The sequence below is a fragment of the Paenibacillus sp. FSL R5-0636 genome, from assembly GCF_037974255.1.
GTDB classification, from domain to species: Bacteria; Bacillota; Bacilli; order Paenibacillales; family Paenibacillaceae; genus Paenibacillus_AQ; species Paenibacillus_AQ odorifer.
This window is the reverse complement of record NZ_CP150232.1, coordinates 2,181,655-2,200,582: the sequence shown is the minus strand read 5'-3', so window position 1 is coordinate 2,200,582 and position 18,928 is coordinate 2,181,655. Positions and strand designations below refer to the sequence as shown.

The 18,928-nt window shown below is 42.1% G+C and carries 19 protein-coding genes and 2 tRNA genes; 4 read left to right on the top strand and 17 right to left on the bottom strand.

All coding sequences use genetic code 11. The features are described 5' to 3' along the window. Positions 1 to 4: 4 nt before the first annotated feature. The 8 genes from MKX34_RS09540 to MKX34_RS09505 form a co-directional block, all read right to left on the bottom strand. Positions 5 to 466 carry an FMN-binding protein gene (locus MKX34_RS09540; protein WP_076098500.1) on the bottom strand — a complete coding sequence of 154 codons (462 nt, stop codon included), beginning with the start codon at positions 464 to 466 and terminating at the stop codon, positions 5 to 7. 91 nt (positions 467 to 557) lie between these two features. Continuing rightward, positions 558 to 1,136 (bottom strand): TetR/AcrR family transcriptional regulator, encoded by a 579-nt coding sequence (locus MKX34_RS09535; RefSeq protein WP_038569710.1) that lies wholly within the window; start codon positions 1,134 to 1,136, stop codon positions 558 to 560. 174 nt (positions 1,137 to 1,310) lie between these two features. Then, on the bottom strand, positions 1,311 to 2,852 hold the full coding sequence (locus tag MKX34_RS09530) for a glycoside hydrolase family 32 protein (protein ID WP_036679416.1): 1,542 nt from the start codon (positions 2,850 to 2,852) through the stop codon (positions 1,311 to 1,313). A 103-nt stretch (positions 2,853 to 2,955) separates the two neighbouring features. Then, on the bottom strand, positions 2,956 to 4,440 hold the full coding sequence (locus tag MKX34_RS09525) for a glycoside hydrolase family 68 protein (RefSeq protein WP_076296110.1): 1,485 nt from the start codon (positions 4,438 to 4,440) through the stop codon (positions 2,956 to 2,958). A gap of 138 nt (positions 4,441 to 4,578) precedes the next feature. Further along, positions 4,579 to 5,856, bottom strand: a complete 1,278-nt coding sequence (locus MKX34_RS09520) for an ABC transporter substrate-binding protein (protein WP_076296045.1) — start codon at positions 5,854 to 5,856, stop codon at positions 4,579 to 4,581. A gap of 29 nt (positions 5,857 to 5,885) precedes the next feature. Continuing rightward, positions 5,886 to 7,082, bottom strand: coding sequence for a helix-turn-helix domain-containing protein (locus tag MKX34_RS09515; protein WP_076296044.1), 1,197 nt, complete (start codon positions 7,080 to 7,082; stop codon positions 5,886 to 5,888). Positions 7,083 to 7,087: 5 nt separating this feature from the next. Beyond that, complete coding sequence (locus tag MKX34_RS09510; RefSeq protein ID WP_076296043.1) at positions 7,088 to 8,869, bottom strand: sensor histidine kinase; 1,782 nt, start codon at positions 8,867 to 8,869, stop codon at positions 7,088 to 7,090. 209 nt (positions 8,870 to 9,078) lie between these two features. After that, positions 9,079 to 9,861: a helix-turn-helix transcriptional regulator gene (locus tag MKX34_RS09505; protein WP_076098504.1), complete on the bottom strand. Its 783-nt coding sequence runs from the start codon at positions 9,859 to 9,861 to the stop codon at positions 9,079 to 9,081. A gap of 209 nt (positions 9,862 to 10,070) precedes the next feature. On the opposite strand from MKX34_RS09505, the gene MKX34_RS09500 reads away from it, so the two are divergent. Beyond that, positions 10,071 to 10,436 carry a VOC family protein gene (locus MKX34_RS09500; protein WP_051491055.1) on the top strand — a complete coding sequence of 122 codons (366 nt, stop codon included), beginning with the start codon at positions 10,071 to 10,073 and terminating at the stop codon, positions 10,434 to 10,436. 106 nt (positions 10,437 to 10,542) lie between these two features. On the opposite strand, the gene MKX34_RS09495 is transcribed toward MKX34_RS09500, so the two are convergent. Then, complete coding sequence (locus MKX34_RS09495; RefSeq protein ID WP_076098505.1) at positions 10,543 to 11,748, bottom strand: MFS transporter; 1,206 nt, start codon at positions 11,746 to 11,748, stop codon at positions 10,543 to 10,545. A gap of 192 nt (positions 11,749 to 11,940) precedes the next feature. Between MKX34_RS09495 and MKX34_RS09490 the strand changes: the two genes are divergently transcribed. Then, positions 11,941 to 12,516 carry a TetR/AcrR family transcriptional regulator gene (locus tag MKX34_RS09490; protein ID WP_076107543.1) on the top strand — a complete coding sequence of 192 codons (576 nt, stop codon included), beginning with the start codon at positions 11,941 to 11,943 and terminating at the stop codon, positions 12,514 to 12,516. Positions 12,517 to 12,852: 336 nt separating this feature from the next. Here the strand turns inward: MKX34_RS09490 and MKX34_RS09485 are convergent, their stop codons facing one another. Further along, positions 12,853 to 13,728 (bottom strand): SDR family NAD(P)-dependent oxidoreductase, encoded by an 876-nt coding sequence (locus MKX34_RS09485; RefSeq protein ID WP_076107545.1) that lies wholly within the window; start codon positions 13,726 to 13,728, stop codon positions 12,853 to 12,855. A gap of 168 nt (positions 13,729 to 13,896) precedes the next feature. Here MKX34_RS09485 and MKX34_RS09480 point away from each other — a divergent pair, with 168 nt between their 5' ends. Then, positions 13,897 to 14,355 (top strand): MarR family transcriptional regulator, encoded by a 459-nt coding sequence (locus tag MKX34_RS09480; RefSeq protein ID WP_038569696.1) that lies wholly within the window; start codon positions 13,897 to 13,899, stop codon positions 14,353 to 14,355. A 291-nt stretch (positions 14,356 to 14,646) separates the two neighbouring features. Here the strand turns inward: MKX34_RS09480 and MKX34_RS09475 are convergent. The 3 genes from MKX34_RS09475 to nrdR all read right to left on the bottom strand — a co-directional run bounded on the left by MKX34_RS09475 (position 14,647) and on the right by nrdR (position 15,533). Continuing rightward, positions 14,647 to 14,719, bottom strand: a tRNA-Lys gene (locus tag MKX34_RS09475). A 10-nt stretch (positions 14,720 to 14,729) separates the two neighbouring features. Continuing rightward, positions 14,730 to 14,805, bottom strand: a tRNA-Ala gene (locus MKX34_RS09470). 251 nt (positions 14,806 to 15,056) lie between these two features. Further along, positions 15,057 to 15,533, bottom strand: coding sequence for a transcriptional regulator NrdR (gene nrdR, locus MKX34_RS09465; protein ID WP_036678976.1), 477 nt, complete (start codon positions 15,531 to 15,533; stop codon positions 15,057 to 15,059). Positions 15,534 to 15,696: 163 nt separating this feature from the next. Between nrdR and MKX34_RS09460 the strand changes: the two genes are divergently transcribed. Further along, positions 15,697 to 15,915 (top strand): alpha/beta-type small acid-soluble spore protein, encoded by a 219-nt coding sequence (locus tag MKX34_RS09460; protein WP_036678974.1) that lies wholly within the window; start codon positions 15,697 to 15,699, stop codon positions 15,913 to 15,915. An 84-nt stretch (positions 15,916 to 15,999) separates the two neighbouring features. Here MKX34_RS09460 and MKX34_RS09455 read toward each other — a convergent pair whose 3' ends face one another. The 4 genes from MKX34_RS09455 to mutM form a co-directional block, all read right to left on the bottom strand. Beyond that, positions 16,000 to 16,563, bottom strand: a complete 564-nt coding sequence (locus MKX34_RS09455) for a lytic transglycosylase domain-containing protein (RefSeq protein ID WP_036678971.1) — start codon at positions 16,561 to 16,563, stop codon at positions 16,000 to 16,002. Further along, entirely contained in the window at positions 16,560 to 17,156 is a 597-nt protein-coding gene (gene coaE / locus MKX34_RS09450; RefSeq protein WP_076220141.1) for a dephospho-CoA kinase, read from the bottom strand. Before coaE ends, MKX34_RS09455 begins: the two co-directional genes overlap by 4 nt. 9 nt (positions 17,157 to 17,165) lie before the next feature. Next, positions 17,166 to 17,912, bottom strand: coding sequence for a manganese efflux pump (locus MKX34_RS09445; protein ID WP_036678965.1), 747 nt, complete (start codon positions 17,910 to 17,912; stop codon positions 17,166 to 17,168). Between the two features lie 132 nt (positions 17,913 to 18,044). Continuing rightward, the gene (mutM, locus tag MKX34_RS09440; protein WP_036678963.1) at positions 18,045 to 18,881 is read right to left on the bottom strand and encodes a DNA-formamidopyrimidine glycosylase; all 837 of its coding nucleotides are present in this window, start codon (positions 18,879 to 18,881) and stop codon (positions 18,045 to 18,047) included. Between the last annotated feature and the right edge of the window lie 47 nt (positions 18,882 to 18,928).

Here is an 18,928-nt window from a genome sequence, read left to right as displayed (position 1 = left end):
TGAATTATTTCGTCTCCGCCTGCTGTAGGGCATTTTCGAGTGCCTTAAGATGTGTTTTAGAGGTAAGCGTTGCACCGCTGATAACATCCACCTGAAGAGACTGCGATTCAATCACATGACTAAACAAATCACCAATGCCTAGACCATCCTTCAGTTCAGCAGGGTTCCCTGTTTTGTCCAAGGCACCTTTGAGTATTTTGATATCTGTCAGCCGTTCAGCAGATATTATTGCCCTCACCTTGGTATCTCTGGAATGATCTTTGATGCCAATGTATTCCCCCACATAGGTACCCTCCCGCAGATTCTGTATATCTATGACGTTGATAGTAAGCTGCTGAACCTCATGCCTTCCCGGAGCAGTCAAGAGAATACCACCTATCCAACCTATGACTGTAATCACGCATAGAATGCTGAGAACAATAATCCATTTATTAAATTTTCGCTTTTTTCCTCTTCTCTTACTCACCTGCTTGCCTCCTTCCTTTGGATTTCAATTTCGAATGAATATTTAATTATTCATTCATTTTACAAGAAAAAAAAACTGCACCATAAGTGTATTAGGGGCAGTCTGTCAAACCCTTCATGATTAGTTCCAGCATATTGTCCAGAAGTTGTGGAAAGTGCTCCAGCCCGATTTCTTCCTTGTGGGTTTCCACATTAATCATAGCGGCGAAAATCATCATAATCATTTTACTATCCATATCGCTGCGCATTTTACCATCGGCTTGCCACTGCTTAATGATTTCATGGAAGCTATCATACAAGAAGTCGTTTACCTGAATGTTGGTTTCTTCCCGGTACAACTGTTCGATTTTTGCGAAAACACTTTTGTTATACCATTCCTTAAGAATGGGGTTGGCTATCATACCTTCCAAATTAAGCGCCATCATCTGCCGTATTACTGCCAGTGGGCTTTGGCTCATATCGAGCGATTGCATACAGCTTTTTTTGAGCTTTTCATTTTCCTCTAAAAAAATATCCATAAAAAGCTTTTCCTTAGAGGGATAATAGTTGTAAAAACTTCCTACAGCTATTCCAGCCATTTTGGTAATGCCAGAAACATTAGTATCTTTAAAGCCTTTATTGCTAAATAGCTCTTTCGCGCATTCGTATATCTTTGTTTTTTTGTCTTCCACTTTTCGTCTCTCCGTGAATGAATAATTATTTTTTCATTCATATCATAGTGTTAACAGCTTGGTATGTCAATGCAAAAATAGATCACCAAAAGCATTAACATCTATAGCATCACCCAAATTAGGTTGGAGTGCCCTCTTATTACGCAAGAATTAGAAAAATTCTGTATATTCATTCTAATCTTTGCCAAAATGCTTAATTACAACATTATTAAAAATCGCGGTGCCACCTTCAGAAAACAAGGTAATGCCTTGATCATTTATTTCCGGGAAGATTTCATTAGAAAATACAATTTCACCATCATCTATAAAAACTTCAATACTTGTTCTATCCACAAGGATCTTCAGATGCACTTTTTTCTTGTTCACATCAAAGGGGGCCTTGCTTTCAAGATATCTGTCACTCTCATCAGGTTGTCCAGTGAAGGCTCTGTTAACATAAGAATATTGTCCTTCAACAAACACTCCTACGTCCACATGGCGCGTCTTATCTGCGGATTCACGAAGTCTTAAGCCTACATTGGTACTCTCTGACCAAGATAGATCTGCATCGAGCTGGTAATTTTCGCCTGTGATATCAAGTGTTGACGAGCCGTTCACTTTTATTTGTTGCAAGGAATCCGTTGAAGTTACCATTTGATCTAATGCTTCGATGGGCTGTGATACTAACTGATACGACTGCTCTTCATCTCGTTTTAATTTTATTTGACGTACGATTGAATCCATTCCGTTAAAACCTTCGTTAAGATTGGGGGTAACATGAGGGTAATCCCAATTATTCATCCAGGCCAAAGCATATCGATGATTGTATTGATCCTTGTCCTTTCCCTCTTCAAAAGTCACAGCACCATACCAATCAAATCCATAATCTAGCCACTGTGGTTCATGATAATCCGTGATAAATTCATTCCCATTAAAATCTCCAGTCCAGTAGGCATACGTGTTGGGTTTACCTATCGACTTACCATTTGCACTGACCCCAAGAACCCATCTATAAGTGCCATCATTCGCCCGCATCATATAGAAGTCAGGACACTCCACAATTCCGATATTTTCTGTTTCGAAGCCGCTTGTGTAGTGCCAATCCTTTAAATTGTCAGACTCGTAAAAGCCCACTTTCGTACCTTCGGCTAGTGTCATCACCCATTTATGAGAATGTTGATCCCATATTACCTTCGGGTCTCTGAAATCTTCTGTGCCCGGATTTGGCAAAATAGGATCATCACTATAAGATTTAAACGTCAGCCCACGATCCGTACTGAACCATAAATATTGTTCTTGCTTCCCCGCCTCTGCAGAGGGCTGTGTTAAAATCGCCACAATTGCCCCTTCGCCAAAACCTGCTGTATTGCTATCGTCAACAACAACAGATCCTGACCAGGGATCACCATTGGGTGTTGTATATTTTGGAATCGCAACGCCTTCATCTGTCCAGCTCACCAAATCCGTTGATGTGGCATGTCTCCATTCTGTACCATTTCCATCCGGGTAATCAGCATTATAGAGATAATAGTAATGATATTTACCATCAAAATAAATGGGCTTCTGCGGATCGTTTTTCCAATGCTCAGGTACAGTGAAATGATAGCTAGCCCGAGTGGTAGGTTTATGATCAGGAACGTCGGTCCCCGGCTTATTCTTCTCTCCAGCGCCATAAGTTACTAATACTATTGTCACAATACAAATTAAACAAAGGATTAATATAGTGATTCCTATCATTTTTTTCTTATTCAAAATATACCTCGCTTTTTTCACATTGCTAATCTTAGCTTATAAAAAGAAAAGTAAACGCCAACTACATTGGCATTTACTTTGTAAATAATTAATACGGTTTGTTACCTTTAAGTGTCAATTGCCCTTGTTCCAAAATGCTGTTCGGTACAACTGAAGTCTTGGAGCCTTTAATATTCAGCACAAAGCTTGGGGCAAAAGTGGAATGATGATCCCCAAAGTAACCTCTATTCGTCATGTAACTTGTGATGACTACATTATTCCCTTTCACTTGCGGAATCGCAAAGTGAGCATAAGTCCAGGTAATATCATAAGGATTAAGATCTTGATGGAGGACAAGTCCTGTACCATTTAATGGTTTATACGGTCCGTTTAAAGAATTAGATACGTACCCGAGCATGTAGATGTCTTCATCATCAATGCCATCAATGAACATTTTAGAACCTCTTGAGCTTGTGAACAGATACCACTTGCCATTCAATTTAAATATGTTCGCACGTTCAATTTCATCTGTCACGGTATTGGAGGCAAGTAGCGGCTTCATTTCTTTTTTGAATGTATAATCATTATTTAATTCAATGATACCGAGCGCACCATTCGCGGTTTCCGCAGATGTTTTGTAAGCACTGCTTAGTAATTTCTTTTTCTCCGCTTGGAAGAAGGCATTGCTATTACCATAATAAGCTTTGTTAAAGAGAGATTCTTCACCCTGGTAACCCGTAGTTGTCCCTGTATTTGCTTCAAACACAAGATACTTGTGGCCTTTATCCTCCACATAGTGAGGATCTCTTAAGGTATGATTATCGTCGTAATCGCCTTTGCTGAAACCGGTGATATCAAGACTTTGATAAATTTCACCTTGATTACCATCATAGATGGATTTCATATCTTCTACGCCATCAATCTTAAGGGTATCCCCATCCGGGGCAGAGACATTAATTTGAGCTGTAGTTAAAGTTTGTTTCCCGTAAAATCCGCGATCTGGATCCCAAGGATGACGATTGGTGTAGAACAAGCGAACTTTGCCATCAGATGTCATGGTTGCTGAACCGGACCATTCTTCGGCTTGATTGTTTAAAACATAATCATCAGGTACAAGTTTGTCACTATCCTTAAACACCCGGCCGGCATTCTTCCAGCTGCTGATAGAGTTGTCTCCTTCTTTCTTATAGAACAAATAAATAAATGTGTCTGATCCATTATTAGGGTCGCCCGCCAGACCAAAAACAATTTGATACCCCTTATAACTTGCTGCAGTTCCATCTGCATTTTGCAGCGGCCAAGTATCCCAAACATCCATTTCAATTTTGTTTCCATTCTCATCGAACTTAACGGCTGCAGGAATGTTCTTAATCGTTGAAGCATCAAATTTTGGGACTTGGAATTGATTACTATTTTGTTGTTTGGGTAATTTCAACATGTCAGCGCGAGTGATATGAGAGAAACCGTAGTCATTGTACTCCGGCTTGTTCGGCTTGTTATTTCCTTTCGCAAAGGTTTGAGTAGCTCCACCTAACATTAAAGCAGCTGTAAAGGTTAGGATTGTTGTTTGTTTAATCATTTTCTTGAAATTCATCATCTAACTCCTCTTATACTTTAAATTTGGGTTTCGGTCTTCCTTTGTGCTGTTCCCCTTTTAAATTCTAATGAAGAGTAGACGTTATGAGTATGTCGTGAATTGATGCATTTACAGGGTTATATTGATTTGGTTTTATTACTTCACATGGCTATCCCACGATTTTTGAAGCTCTTGAAGCAATTGATCCCGATTGATTTGCTCTCCTACATAAGCTTGCATAAGATAGCCAAACTCCTCTCTTGCTCTGGGAGGGAATTTGAACCAATTCCAAGATAATGTTTTCTGCTCATCGACGTATCGCATAAGATCTTTTACAAGCGCTCCCGAACGGTCCGTCTCTATATTTTTAAAAGCTGAAATAAAATGAAAGCGATCCTTCATGAACTTTTTCCCTGTTTCCGAGGAAACCATCCAGTTCAAAAACTTTTTGGCTTCCTTCTTCTTTTCTGGCGAAGATTCTTTATTAACAGCCCAATTATTAGATATCCCTACTGGCAACGCATTGTTTTCGGCACCATCATTAATAGGCATGGGTAAAAAACCGATATTCATATTCGGCGATATTTGATCAATTTTAGACTGAACCCAATTCCCTTGTTTAAGAATCGCCGTTCTCCCTGTTGCAAATAACTCAACTTCCGAATTATAATCTGTTGTCAAAAAATTTTCGTTACCATATTGTACGGTCAAATCCAGCATCCGAATGACATCTTTAACTTCCTTATTCTCTCGAAAAGATTGTGTTCCGTTGTTTAACCCTTGAATAAAAGCATCCGGCTCCTCCTGTTGGGCAATAGCAATATTCAACAGGAGTACAAAAAACCAATGATCTGAATACCCAACAGAAAAAGGAGTCACACCTATAGCCTTCAGCTTTTTCGCCGCCTCTTTTAATTCCGTAAACGTTGTTGGGAGAGGATCAACCCCAGCCTTTGCGAATAAATCCTTATTATAAATAAAACCGTAGCCTTCAAAATTGATCGGCATCCCGTATATTTTCCCGTCCATCTTCATCGGTTCTAGCGCCTCGTCATAAGCCTGTTCCACCCAGGGTTGATCCGATAAATCTTCAAGATATCTACTCCATGCCCTCGCTTCTTCATAACCGCCATTTGGAAAAATATCCGGACCAACATTGGCCGCAAACCTCGCCTTTAGCTCATCAAGGTAGTTAGCTCCTCCGCCAAAGGTTAGAATTTCTACGTTAATATTCGGGTTTTCCTTTTCATATTCCTTAACCATCTGCTCGAATTCTATAGAAATTTCCACTTTAGGATTCAGTACCTCCAAAGTGACTGTCTTATCCGCTACCTTCAAATCCGCTTCCTTCAGTAGACGTGTATGCGCACCACATGAAGAAAGCGTTAGCGTAATCAACCCCACGATAATCATTTGAACCCTTTTTATTTTCATAATTCCCCCAGATGCATTCAACAATGAACTTATGTATTGGCTATCCTGACTTCCGCGTCTATTTCTCTTGCTCCCTGTGAATTACGATATTCAGCAGGCGTCATACCGACGTTTTTTTTGAACAGCTTAGAGAAATAAATCTCATCTTGATACCCTAGCTTTAAGGCAATCGAGTACATCTTTTCATCCGATTCCAGTAACCACTGTTTCGCTTGATTTATTCGTAAATGAATGACGTAGTTAGTAAGAGTCATCCCTACTTCTTGCTTAAATCTCCGCGAGATATGTTCTCGGCTCAGAAAAAAACGGGTGGATAATTTGTCCAAACTTAACTCTTCCATATAATGCTCATCAACAAATGCGACAATATCATTCATACGCCTAACATCATCTAAATCCGCCAAACGATGGATTGCTCTAAAATTTTGTTCAGCCATAGACCTTTGTGCAGATTGAAAAGATAACGATATCTCTGCAAGCGATTGGATGGAAGGGCCGCTAACCAAACGAACAGGTATATCAAAATGCTGGGTAATCCATTCCTCTATCGGGAAAAACTGTCCATGAAGGGACAGAATCACACAGACATTAGGATCATTTTGAAGCGTAAATGCATTTCCCCACTCCCGTGTAGCCAGTTCTTCGGTCAAAAGCTGAATGTATGGCTCCGAATAGTGAGATTGGTAAAAATACATCATAGTAAAGTCGTATATGTCTGCCTGTGGGAGAGCCGAGGCAATTTCGCCTGCATCAAAAGCTTCACCGTTACAAGCAGCAGTAATCTCCCTGTTTAAGCGAAACATTTTTACCTCTTCATAAAATCCGGACTCCATATTGCGACGGTCTCCCTCTTCTTGTTCCCAGGCTCTCAACGCCCCTTCTATAGTTTCATTCAGCATTTTCTCTTCAATTGGCTTCATCAAATAATCAAAGCATCCCAGCTTAAACGCTTTACGCATGAAACAATAATCGTCAAACCCTGAAATCATAATCACTTTTCCCGGATAGTCTTTAGCAGCCAACCACTCGATTAACTCCATCCCGCTATTTTTGGGCATTTTGACATCTGTCATTATGATCTCTGGAGATTTCTGCTCAATCAACGCCTTAGCCTCGAGCCCATTTCTGGCTTCCAGCACTTCGGTAATCCCGTATTGTTCCCACCGTCCCAAAAAACGGATGATTTTTCTAACATTAGACTCATCATCTACAATAAGAGCTTTCATAAACGTTACTTCTCCTTTAGGTAGAGTGGAATTACTAGCCGTACAGTGAACCCTTGTCCCTGCATCGAATCTAGTTTGATTCCCGCTGTGTGATCGAAATGAAGAACCAAGCGATCATGAATGTTTTTTAACCCGATATGTGCAAAAGAAGGATTGCCTTCTTTAACCGGTGTGTAGAGATTATTTTTTAATGCCTCAAGTTCATCATCCGTCACGCTGTTTCCGTTATTTTCTACGACTAGATTCAAATATTCACCTTGTATTTCACCATAAATATGGATGTAAGCTTGTTCATAGCCCTCGTCATAACAGTGCTTAAAAAAGTTCTCAACGAGCGGCTGCAGGATCATACTAGGAACCGGAATATCAAAAATATCTTTAGGTATATCAATGGAATAGCTAAAATCAGTCTGAAAACGTTCCGCTTGAAGATTCAAATAAGCCTGTACATAATCCACTTCGCTTTGAACCGTCGCCTTCTGATCCACACGAATCGAGTACCGCATCATTTTGGATAAAGAGGTAATCAGTTGATATACTTTTGGAGATTCAGAGAGTAGGGCAACAGCTGCAATGGATTGTAAAGAATTAAATAAAAAGTGCGGATTGATCTGCGACTTTAGCGCCCTATGCTGATTTTTCCTGTTCTCTATCTCAAGCTTATACTCCCGGTCAATGTGACGGTTGATCCGATTCATCATCTCCTTGATGTGTCTTTCTAGAATACCGATTTCGTCCTCCCGCATATCGTCGAATGGGGCATTCATATTCCTCCCCTCGATACGCTGGACTTTTTGACTAAGCAATTTTATCGGCCGTGTAAATCCATATGAAATGATTGTTATCATTATCAAGCCCAGTCCACCTACAACCACACCTACAATGATGTTTGTATAGGCGGTTTTCCTTACATCTTCAAATAAAAAAGAGCTCGGGGTTACCTTAGCAAAATGCCACTCTTTTATCGGTTCCTGCAATGTTCTAGTAAACACAATATCTCCTTCTGGAGATTTAGTATCTGCCTGTGCCGGACTTATTTTCCTTTGCAGTTCATCGGGAACGGTTTTGCCTATCCATGTTTCATCACTGGCGTAAATGACATGATCCTCCGCATCGGAAAGCCACACGCTCTCTTTATTTTTCTGTAGAAAATGATTAGCGATATGAGCAATCTTGTCCAAATCAATATCTATAGTGATGACGCCCAGAAATTCCTGCGTTAGGACATCCACGATTTTGTGATGAACCGTCAAAACCAACGTTTTATCCGAAGGAGGCATAATGGAGGTATCGTTATAGTTCTCAATCAGATGCGGAGCTTCAATAAGATAATTGCTATTAGAGCTCATCAGCTTCTGAATGGAAGCTTGCTGTAATAAATCCGGATTCCTTTTACGGGAACTTAACATGGCATTATAAACTGTAAATGAGCTTTTCCCTTCGTTTATGAATAAACGAATCTGACGAATTTCACTCCTCATGAGATAGAAGTTAGTCATACCCTTATTAATTTCAAGCTGCTTAAAATAAAAATCTTCTTCTAACCCTTCTTCAAACACCCTGAATAAGTCTGGATTTCGGTATAAAATATATGGAAGATTAATGATTTCATCAAAATATTGCTCTAGATCGGCTGACGCCTGCTGAATTTGCTCTTGGCTGTTCTCAAGTTCATGTCGTTCCACATTCTCTTTCGTCTGCCGATAGATCAACAACACGGATAAAAAATACGGTAGAATTATAAACACAAGCAGCAAGAATAATAAGCGCTTATGAATGCTTTTCAAATAAATACTCCTCTGTAAAAATTTCGGTTTTCAGCAAAAAATCTAATATCAGGTTTTATATTTTCACAAATATCCAACACAAAATCAAAATACTTGTTGCTGAGCAACAAGTATTTTTGCCGGATCCATATATGACAAACGCCAATCGTTTATTACCCAGATTATATCCATATGAAACAACCGTTAAGAAATTTCCGCAAATTAATCAGCTATTTGAAGATTGAAATAATTCCCTGCACAATGGGCTTCCAAAGATGTGGATATTCTTGCTGAATTAACTGTCTTACCTCCTCCCCCTTGATGTCGTTGAAATTATTATCTTGAGTAATAAAGGTATAAGCACCTTTTACGGTATCCCCTATAGCTATATGCCCGCTTGCATATCCACCCATTGCAATATGGGAAGCGATAGAGAGACCACCCAAGGAGAACATACCTACAGCTAAACCTCCAACAGCAAATATCCCCAATGCTATTCCACCAACGGCCATTGTACCCGCCGCAATGCCCCCAACGGCTAACAAAAGCCCTAGAGCCAGACCTGCAAAGCTGATGAGTCCTAAAGCAAGCGCACCTAAACATAATCCGCCCAAAGCAACAATACCAATGGACACAGCACCAATCGCAACATTACCTATGGCAATAACCCCTTTGGCAACGTATAGCCCCCGTCCGATATGGATATGAACCAGAGGAATTCCAAAGCATGTTCTCTTACTTTTGTACTCATAATGAAACAAGGAATTCAGATCTACATATACGGGGCTTGCGACATGCTCTGCTTTGGTATCGCTTGAAGCATCCTTCACCAGATGATCCAAACTTACGTGAAATAATTCACTTAAACTAATCATCTTATCCATTTCGGGATAGGATTGACCTGATTCCCACTTAGACACGGCTTGCCGCGAAACACCAATCACCTCCGCCAAGTTCTCCTGGGACATTCCTCTCTGTTTCCTATAGCTTTGCAATTTATTTGCAAAGTCCATTCGCCATCACCTCATGCTCATCATATTATAACGTTCTGTAATTGACTACCTATCTACCCTTACATACTGTCAACCACTGGTTGCACAGCTGATTTTGCGGGCTTTTATCCTCATTAAACGTTCTTGATTCCCCATTCTCCCTATTTCCGGGCAAGATGATAGCGTATAATATACGATATAGAATATTCATCAGAGGAGACTATAAAACCATGAAATTGAGTATGAATTGGATTACGCTTCGGGTCCGCGATCTGGAGGCTTCCCTTCATTTTTATAACCGGATACTGGGGCTACCCATTGAGCGTAGATTTGAAAGCAGTGGAAAACAGATCGTCATGTTAGGTCTGGAGGGGCAACCCAAGATCGAGCTTATTCAGGGAAGTGACCCGGCTTTGAAACCGGAATGTGGCGTTTCTGTGGGTTTCGAAGTGGAGTCACTTGATGAAGCGATGGAGAGTTTAAAAAGCCAAGGTATCCCAGTAGCGCGCGGACCAATCGCCCCCAATCCCCACCTGCGGTTCTTTTATATCCTGGACCCGGACGGGTTTGAGGTGCAGTTAGCGGAGCATAACTAACGTTTATCAAGCGCGTTATTACCTCAAAAAGAAATAGACCGCCCTAACCAAAGGTAGCGGTCTATTCTGCCGTGTAAAACCTAACCCCCACTCTTAAAGCAAGGCTTTATTCAACAGCTTTAGTTGATCTTTTTTCAGTGAAAAAGTAAACCAAAGCCAATAGCGGCAGGATCACTCCGATGAGTGAGGCGAAGGTCCATCCCCCATAGGCATAAGCCCAACCACCCAAAGATGATCCAACGGCTCCACCCACGAAGAAAATCGCCATAAAGATCCCATTAAGACGCCCCCTCGCTTCACTACCCAATGAATAAATCACACGCTGTCCGAGTACAAGATTTCCGGATACGGCCATATCCAATGTAATCGCGGAAATAAAGAGCAGAATGAGAGCAAAAGTTGAGTGGCTATGGAAAAGATGAATTAGTAAAAAAGACAAGGTGGCAATGATCATGGCCAGCCCGGTTAACCATTTGCTCCAACCTTTATCTGCCAGTCTTCCAGCAATCGGTGCGGCTACAGCCCCACCAACACCTACTAAAGCAAACCATGCAATACCTTGCTGCGACATTCCAAAATCATCCGCCAACCGCAACGGAACCACCGTCCAAAAGAGACTAAAAGCTCCAAATAAACAAGCTTGATATAAGGCACGTCGGCGCAATATAGGCGTTTGTTTTAGAAGGGTGCCTAAAGAGACAATTAATTTACCATAGCTTACCGAAGGTGCAGGTTTACGTTCAGGAAGAAATCGCGACAGCAGAATGGCTAACAACGTGATCACGACCGCTGAAAAAATAAACACAGCTTGCCACCCCCAGATGCTGGTGATAAAGCTTGCCACTGGCCGGGCAAACATAATGCCTAGCAAGAGTCCACTCATAACATTACCAACCACACGGCCACGCTGCTCTTCAGACGCTAAATAGGTGGCATAAGGTACCAGGATTTGGGCTACCACTGAACCGGTTCCTATAAACAAAGATGCTGTCAGGAATAAAGGCGCATTAGCTGCGAAAGCAGCAACCAGCAATGCACCCACTGCAACCATTAACGTGATTATCGTGAGGCGCCGATTCTCCACAATGTCACTCAGCGGCACGATAAATAACAAACCTACAACATAACCGATTTGAGTTAAAGTGACGATCAAGCCTGCGGCTGTAGAAGAAAGTCCTGTCGAGACACTGATAGGTCCAACAAGGGTTTGAGCATAATAAAGATTGGCCACGATAAGCCCGCATGCAGCTGCTAACATAAACATCATCCAACTTGAAATGTGGTTCTCTTTCACCGCTTGTTCTTTTTGCATGTGAATCCTCCTCAGATTATCTTAATAATTTAAATACTGTACGTTCAGTTCACTAATTCATGTTTAAATAATATACTGAACGTATCGTTTTGTAAATAGGCGATGGTCATTTATTTTTTCAGGTTTTTTTAGTATACTGAACGTATAGTTTATATTTTGATTGGAAACAGATTAACGAAAGGGTGATTTCAGATGGAGAGTAAACGAGGGCGTCCGCGTAATGTTGAGACGGAGAAGTCTATTCTTTCCGCTTCCTATGATTTATTATTGGAAACTGGTTTTGGAGCAGTTACGGTGGAAAAAATAGCGGATCGTGCCAAGGTTAGCAAAGCTACGATATATAAATGGTGGCCTAACAAGGCTGCCGTGGTCATGGATGGATTCCTATCCTCCGCTGCGGACAGACTACCAGTACCTGACACAGGTTCAGTATTTGATGATATTCTCATGCATGCAACGAACTTATCCCGGTTCCTGATTAGTCGAGAGGGTAAAATCATTACGGAGATCATTGGCGAAGGACAGATGGATTCAGGCTTGGCGGAAGCTTATCGGACCCGATATTTCCAGCCTCGTCGGCTTGAGGCACGGCTGCTTATGGAACGGGGTGTTCAGCGCGGGGAATTGAAGGATAATCTCGATATTGAAGTAGTTACCGATCTTATTTACGGGCCGATATTCTACCGCTTGCTGGTGACCGGCCAACCCATAGACGATGCTTATGTGCAGCAGTTGGTGAGGTACGCTTTTCAAGGAATACGTAACTAACGGGAACGGTAATGGAAAAATAGACCGCCCTCTCTCACCAGAGATGCGGTCTATTTCTGCTCGTAGTACTATAAAAGGTCGGCCTGGCGGAAGGTTGAGATACAAAGGACCAAGGTGCTCTTATTTTCTCATTATGGGGCGTTTTCCCAAGCTATCGGACTCCTACGCACTTATCTAGTCTTTTCAAAACAAAATACTGCTACTGGAGAGGAAATAAGTGCGCTACGGTCCGATCACTCGACTAATTGCACCGAATAAAGAAAATAAGAGCCATACAGTCCGCAGGATCAAAAGTAGGTGATTCGAACGGAAATGAGGTCAGTTTCACTAATCACATCAGTTTCCAACGAAACCTTTCTGCTGCACAATGTCTCTCGTATCGTTCCATAATTTATTTTCCATTACCTTATCTCCTCCCGGTTGTACGGGTACAATGGGATTGCCTGTCCCAACGTTAAAATATCCCCCACTGCTCTCTTGATATTTAGGATCGGTCATTAAACGAATAATGATCTCAGCTCCTTTACGAGGATCGCCAATACGAAAGAAATTCAATAAGTGCTTAAGCATCGAAGAAAACCAAAGTTCACGCCCGAGGCCTGTAACGTTAAAACCCGGATTCAATGCATGAACGCTAATTCCCGTTTCCGCCCAGCGACGTGCAAGCTCACTGGTAAACATAATATTTAACAGTTTGGTTTTCCCATAAATCTCAGATGATCCTCTGGAAGTAAAAGAAGCTGTATTGAGCAAATCTTCTGGCAACTTTAGCACTCCATGCCGGCGTGAAGCTTCTGAAGCAACATTTATGATTTTTGCACTTCCTGCTGCTCTCAAAGAATGCTCTAAGGTATGTGTCAATAACCATGGTGCAAAATAGTTCACAGCCATCATTTCTGAGAATCCATCGGCAGTTATCCGCTGTTCAAACCCATGAAGCCCTGCGTTATTTATTAAAACGTCTATCTTCGGAAAAACATTAGATATTTCTTGTCCTAACCTAGTGACATCCTTCATTGAGGATAAGTCTCCGTAAAAAAAACTAATTTCGACTGCTGGTACGCTCTCCTTTATCATTTTTTCAGTTGCTTCCGAACGCGTATTACTCCTTGCAGTCAGAACAAGATGGGCACCTCGCTTAGCCATTTCAAGTGCAACGAGTTGTCCCAAACCGCTTGTAGCTCCAGTAATTACAATAATCGGCTTTGTCATCTTCAACATTCTCCTTTATATAAGGAATTCATAAGGGCCAATTTCATTTTGACAGCGTATTGTCCAAAACATATAATTGATATATATCAACTATATGACGATGATTGATATATGTCAACTACATAGATGTTTGATGACTTTAAAATACAAGGTTAGGTGGTTAAAACAATGAATACTGAACGTAAAGACACGTCGAGAGGACAATTAGAACTGAAGCTAGGTGGACAAATTAGTGCCCTTATTAGCGCTTCGCATGCCCTAAATGTCAGAACTGCTGCCGCTTTCGATTCATCTGTACAACCTGCTGCTTTCCATATAGTTCGTTGGCTGTACTCCTATGGTCCAACAAGTGCCTCTGTATTGGCAGAATCTACGGCTATGGATCGTAGTTCAGTCAGCCGTCTCATCAAGCAACTCGAGAATTTGGGTTATATCAAAAGGGAAGACTCCCCTAACGATCGTCGAGCTATACTTCTTACTCTCACTGATCTTGGACGGCAAAAAACCTTTGACGCGTTACAGGATAAGGAGTTCATATTTTATGAGCGCATAGCCCAATGGGATAATCAACAGCTTGAGACATTTATCGAAATGCTTCAGGAGTTTAATGGATTTAATGATAATTAATAAATGGGAACAAAAAAAGAAACAGCATCTTGCTGTTTCTTTAGATATGGATTGTCTTTAATTAGAGCCAACAATTGTCACTGATATTCATCTTCGGCATGTTCATTATTGCATTGCTCAACTACCTCAAAAAGAAATAGACCGCCCTCTCGCAAAGGAATGCGGTCTATTTCCTGACTAAACTTCCGAAGCCGCTTTTATCTACCCAAACTATACCACGATCAAAACCAAATAAAAAGTCACTCACTCCCCAAACAACAAAAAAACGGCATTTCTGCCGTTTCTTTAAGATGGACTCTCAGGGGCTCGAACCCTGGACAAATAGATTAAGAGTCTACTGCTCTACCAACTGAGCTAAGAGTCCATATGATGTTTGGTGGAGCCAAGGGGGATCGAACCCCTGACCTCATCGCTGCCAGCGATGCGCTCTCCCAGCTGAGCTATGGCCCCAAACTGAAATTTCAGATGTATGTAACCACACATTTTTTAATTTTAGTTTGGTCGTAATTGAGTTGTTCCGATAAACTCAAGCGTCGTAGGCGACTTCTATATAATATAAAAAATCGCCCTCTATGTCAACACTTTTTTTAAAATTCATTTTTCCACTCAAATTCCCCGCTGAGAACTTAGAGGAAACAAACCAGTAGAAGCACTCCTAGCAGACCCTAGGACTGGCTGTAACGCCCTAACTGGGCAAAACCCTATAATCCCTCTAATTCTCCCGTACTCTTGGACAGCAGCCCCTTGAGTTCCTTCATGAACATGTTAATATCCTTGAACTGGCGATATACGGACGCAAAACGAACGTAAGCCACTTCATCTACTGGGTAGAGCTGCTCCATTACGAATTCACCAATCTGTTGGCTTTCCACTTCAGCCACGGCGATGCCGCGCAAAGATTTCTCAACCTCGGACACGATCTTTTCTAGACGTTCCACAGAAACCGGCCGTTTCTCACAAGCACGGATGAGACCGCGGAGTATTTTATCACGACTGAATTCCTCACGGCTGCCGTCTTTTTTAATTACAATCAGTGGCGTCTCTTCAATCATTTCAAAAGTAGTGAAACGTTTGCTGCAACGCTCACATTCACGCCTACGACGGATTGACTTATTTTCATTCGCTGGTCGCGAGTCCAGCACTTTAGTATTTGTGTGATCACAGTAAGGGCATTTCATAAGCTTCATCACTTCCTAATACATAATGGTTTGGTCCCGGAACGTTATAAATCCGGCTTTTGAACGGCTTTTTTATTATTTCCAGAAATCACCGTTTTTTTCTTGTAATGATAATGGCAAGTCCGGCACATAATACAGTTACCAACAGAGGAGGTGAACAGCAATGAGCCAAAGCAACAACTCCAATAACCTTGTAGCTCCAAATTCCCGCGGTGCCTTGGAACAACTTAAATACGAAGTTGCCCAAGAACTAGGAATCACGCTTTCCCCAGATGGTTACCAAGGCAATAAAACTTCTTATGAAAATGGTTCGATCGGTGGTTACATCACTAAACGTCTTGTAACCCTGGCAGAACAACAACTGGCAGGTCAATACAAATAACCTGACCAACATAAGCTTTTTGAAGAAGTATTAAACGACCTACAAGTCGTTTAATACTTCTTTTTATACATAACGCGGCAGAAATTAAAATTCTTTGTAAATGTCCGTGTACTGATCATAGTAATAATTAACGCGCTGTACATAATGCCTGGTTTCACCAATGGGAATATCTTTAATGGTTGCATCTGTCCCATCCCAGATCCCTTCGTCCAACCAGCGTTGAACTTTTCCCGGCCCAGCATTATAAGCTGCGATAATTGCTGTACGTTTGCCTTCGAACTGACGGGATAAAGTTGAAAGATACCATGTACCCAGTTCAATATTAGCCGAAGGCTCATGCTTGAGTTCTTCCATAGATACGTTTGGAAGCTTGGCCTTTTCCAGCGCCCACTTCGCGGTATCCGGCATAAGCTGCATCAGCCCTAGTGCGCCTTTTTTGGATTCTCGTCCAGTTTTAAAGTTCGTTTCTACACGAATAATCGCGGTTACAAGAAACGGGTCTATCTCATAAGTGATGCTGTGCTTGCGAATCTCGTCTTTAAAATGGATGGGATAAAACCACGACATCCAGTTTGTACTCAGAAACAATATTGCCGTAAAACCAACAAATAGCAGAAGCAGTACTCTTTTTTTACGTAACCATTTCATGATAAACCCAGCCTGTCCCAAAAAACAGCAACCTGTTGCTCAGTGTACGCAAGATCGCCACTGTTGTCGATGATGTAGTCCGCTTTATTACGTTTCTGTTCAATATCCATCTGTGCATTCAATCGCGCTTCTGCTTCTTCTAAAGAGAGCCTATTACGTTCCATTAATCGAGCAATTTGCATTTCACGGGGAACGTAGACTACTACAATCTCATGGAACAGGGTCTCAAGCCCTGATTCAAAAAGAAGCGGAATATCCACAATAATAAGCCGCTTCGGCTCTTCCTGCTCCATGCTGTACATACGGTCTTTGATCTCCTGCCGGATGGCAGGATGCGTCAAATTGTTCAAGGTTTGCAGGGCCACCGGATCTTGAAAGACGATTTCACCTAATTTGGCCCTATTCAGTGTTCCATCCGGAAAAAGGATCTCTTTTCCGAATTGCTTAGCAGCAGCAGCCAACACTTCATGCCCGGGAAGCATAACTTCTCTGGCGATCACATCGGCATCAACCAGCCTCGCTCCCTTGTTCACAAGCAGTGCAGACACTGTGCTTTTTCCGGATGCGATTCCTCCGGTTAAGCCTATAATCATGTACTCACCTCATAATAGCTTCAGTATTCCCATTGCAATTAATAATAACGCTGGTAATGCGGCAGCATGCTTCATCCAGTAGTTCCCGGCAAATCTAAGTCCAGTCTTCATACCCAGCAATAGAAATGTACCACTAAACAAAGCTATTGTAAGTGATGTCCATATCGGATTGAAGCCAAGCAGCGCTGCGCCAAGTCCAGCCCCAAAAGCATCCAGAGAGAGCGCAATCCCAAGTATCATCGCTTCCATCGAAGAGATGCTTCCTGAGGCATCCATATCCGCAGAAGACGGGGTACGCAAGATCTGCACTACAATCCCCAAACGGCGAAGCTCAAGCGAAAAAACAGCTGATTTCAACGGTTCATCATTCATAACAGGTTCTGTACCCGCTTCAGAATCAGCAGCTACCTCTGCCCAAGCCTGCTCGGAAAATGAGCCCTCATCTACCGTTTCAGCTTTACGTCCGCCATCTGCATCTTTCTCTTTTTGCATCAGCATCTGAACAAGTGACCAGCACCCCATTAGCACAAGTATAACCGCACCAACCATAGAAGCTGCATTCGGAGACACTACCTTGGCAAGCAAAACCCCAACCTGCATAGATACACAGATAACTACCCCCGAACAGAGCGAGATAATCAGAACGGAGAGCAGTGGTATTTTCATTTTACGCAGCCCATATGTAATTCCTACACCAAAACCGTCCAAACTCAAGGCAAACGCTAGCAATAGCAGTGAAAATAATGGGCTGAGCACCCGCAATCCCTCCTGTGAAGAACCGGCAAACTGAAAAGTTTATCGTTTCAGCTTCCGTTCTCTATTAAGCATTCTTCACACAGTATATGGGCGGGACAAGTAGTGGGTGCCAACCTTATTATTTCAACAAATTCAGTTAACAGTCGGGCGCTGGCAATTTGGACAATAATGCGTGCCACGACCGCCTACAACCGTCTTCTCAATCATCGTTCCACAGTTACTGCACGGCTGATCCTTACGACCGTAAATCAATAGCTGCTGCTGATACGTACCGCTCTCACCTTGGCCATTAACATATGACTTAACAGATGAACCTCCGGCGTTAACCGCTTCGGCCAGCGTGCTTACAATGGCATGATGCAGCTTGTCCAATTGATTGTCCGTGAGCGATTTGGCGCTGTCTTCAGGATGGATGCCCGCACGGTGCAACGACTCATCTACATAAATATTGCCGATGCCGACGATATATTCCTGATTAAGCAGCAGCGATTTAATTTTGGTGCTTTTACCTGACACGATCTGCTTAAACCTCTCCGGTGTAAAAGAAGGCTCCAGCGGCTCCTGCCCCAGCTTGTTTAAAGGCGGCAGCTGAAGATCTTCTCCCATCTGAAAAAGATGCATCGTCCCGAACTGGCGAACATCCGTGTAACGCAGCTCAGTTCCATCCGTAAAATGAAAAATCACATGTGTATGCTTGTCCAGTGGGTCATCATTTGAAAAAAGTCCGTAACGGCCTTCCATCCGTAAATGTGACACAAGCACCAGACCATCCAGCACAATACGCAAAAACTTTCCTCTTCGTTCAACTTTAACAATGCTATGACCTGCCAGCAAGTGGGCAAAAGCCTGAATATCATCCGGACGCTGAATAATCCGCGCCAACCGGACGGTTACATTCTCTATCTGCTTTCCATTAACTAACTCATTAAGTGTTCTCTTGACTGTCTCTACTTCCGGTAATTCCGGCATGATGTCTTCACCTCAACTACATTATAGCTGATATGCACACCTTAAAG

What these genes read in the sequence shown, in the direction of transcription:
- MKX34_RS09480 (WP_038569696.1), top strand. Translation starts at nt 13,897, where the DNA reads ATGAATACTGAACGTAAAGACACGTCGAGAGGACAATTAGAACTGAAG.
- MKX34_RS09460 (WP_036678974.1), top strand. Translation starts at nt 15,697, where the DNA reads ATGAGCCAAAGCAACAACTCCAATAACCTTGTAGCTCCAAATTCCCGC.
- MKX34_RS09530 (WP_036679416.1), bottom strand. Translation starts at nt 2,852, where the DNA reads ATGATAGGAATCACTATATTAATCCTTTGTTTAATTTGTATTGTGACA.
- mutM (WP_036678963.1), bottom strand. Translation starts at nt 18,881, where the DNA reads ATGCCGGAATTACCGGAAGTAGAGACAGTCAAGAGAACACTTAATGAG.
- MKX34_RS09495 (WP_076098505.1), bottom strand. Translation starts at nt 11,748, where the DNA reads ATGCAAAAAGAACAAGCGGTGAAAGAGAACCACATTTCAAGTTGGATG.
- MKX34_RS09515 (WP_076296044.1), bottom strand. Translation starts at nt 7,082, where the DNA reads ATGAAAGCTCTTATTGTAGATGATGAGTCTAATGTTAGAAAAATCATC.
- MKX34_RS09455 (WP_036678971.1), bottom strand. Translation starts at nt 16,563, where the DNA reads ATGAAATGGTTACGTAAAAAAAGAGTACTGCTTCTGCTATTTGTTGGT.
- nrdR (WP_036678976.1), bottom strand. Translation starts at nt 15,533, where the DNA reads ATGAAATGCCCTTACTGTGATCACACAAATACTAAAGTGCTGGACTCG.
- MKX34_RS09505 (WP_076098504.1), bottom strand. Translation starts at nt 9,861, where the DNA reads ATGGACTTTGCAAATAAATTGCAAAGCTATAGGAAACAGAGAGGAATG.
- MKX34_RS09500 (WP_051491055.1), top strand. Translation starts at nt 10,071, where the DNA reads ATGAAATTGAGTATGAATTGGATTACGCTTCGGGTCCGCGATCTGGAG.
- coaE (WP_076220141.1), bottom strand. Translation starts at nt 17,156, where the DNA reads ATGATTATAGGCTTAACCGGAGGAATCGCATCCGGAAAAAGCACAGTG.
- MKX34_RS09525 (WP_076296110.1), bottom strand. Translation starts at nt 4,440, where the DNA reads ATGAATTTCAAGAAAATGATTAAACAAACAACAATCCTAACCTTTACA.
- MKX34_RS09485 (WP_076107545.1), bottom strand. Translation starts at nt 13,728, where the DNA reads ATGACAAAGCCGATTATTGTAATTACTGGAGCTACAAGCGGTTTGGGA.
- MKX34_RS09490 (WP_076107543.1), top strand. Translation starts at nt 11,941, where the DNA reads ATGGAGAGTAAACGAGGGCGTCCGCGTAATGTTGAGACGGAGAAGTCT.
- MKX34_RS09520 (WP_076296045.1), bottom strand. Translation starts at nt 5,856, where the DNA reads ATGAAAATAAAAAGGGTTCAAATGATTATCGTGGGGTTGATTACGCTA.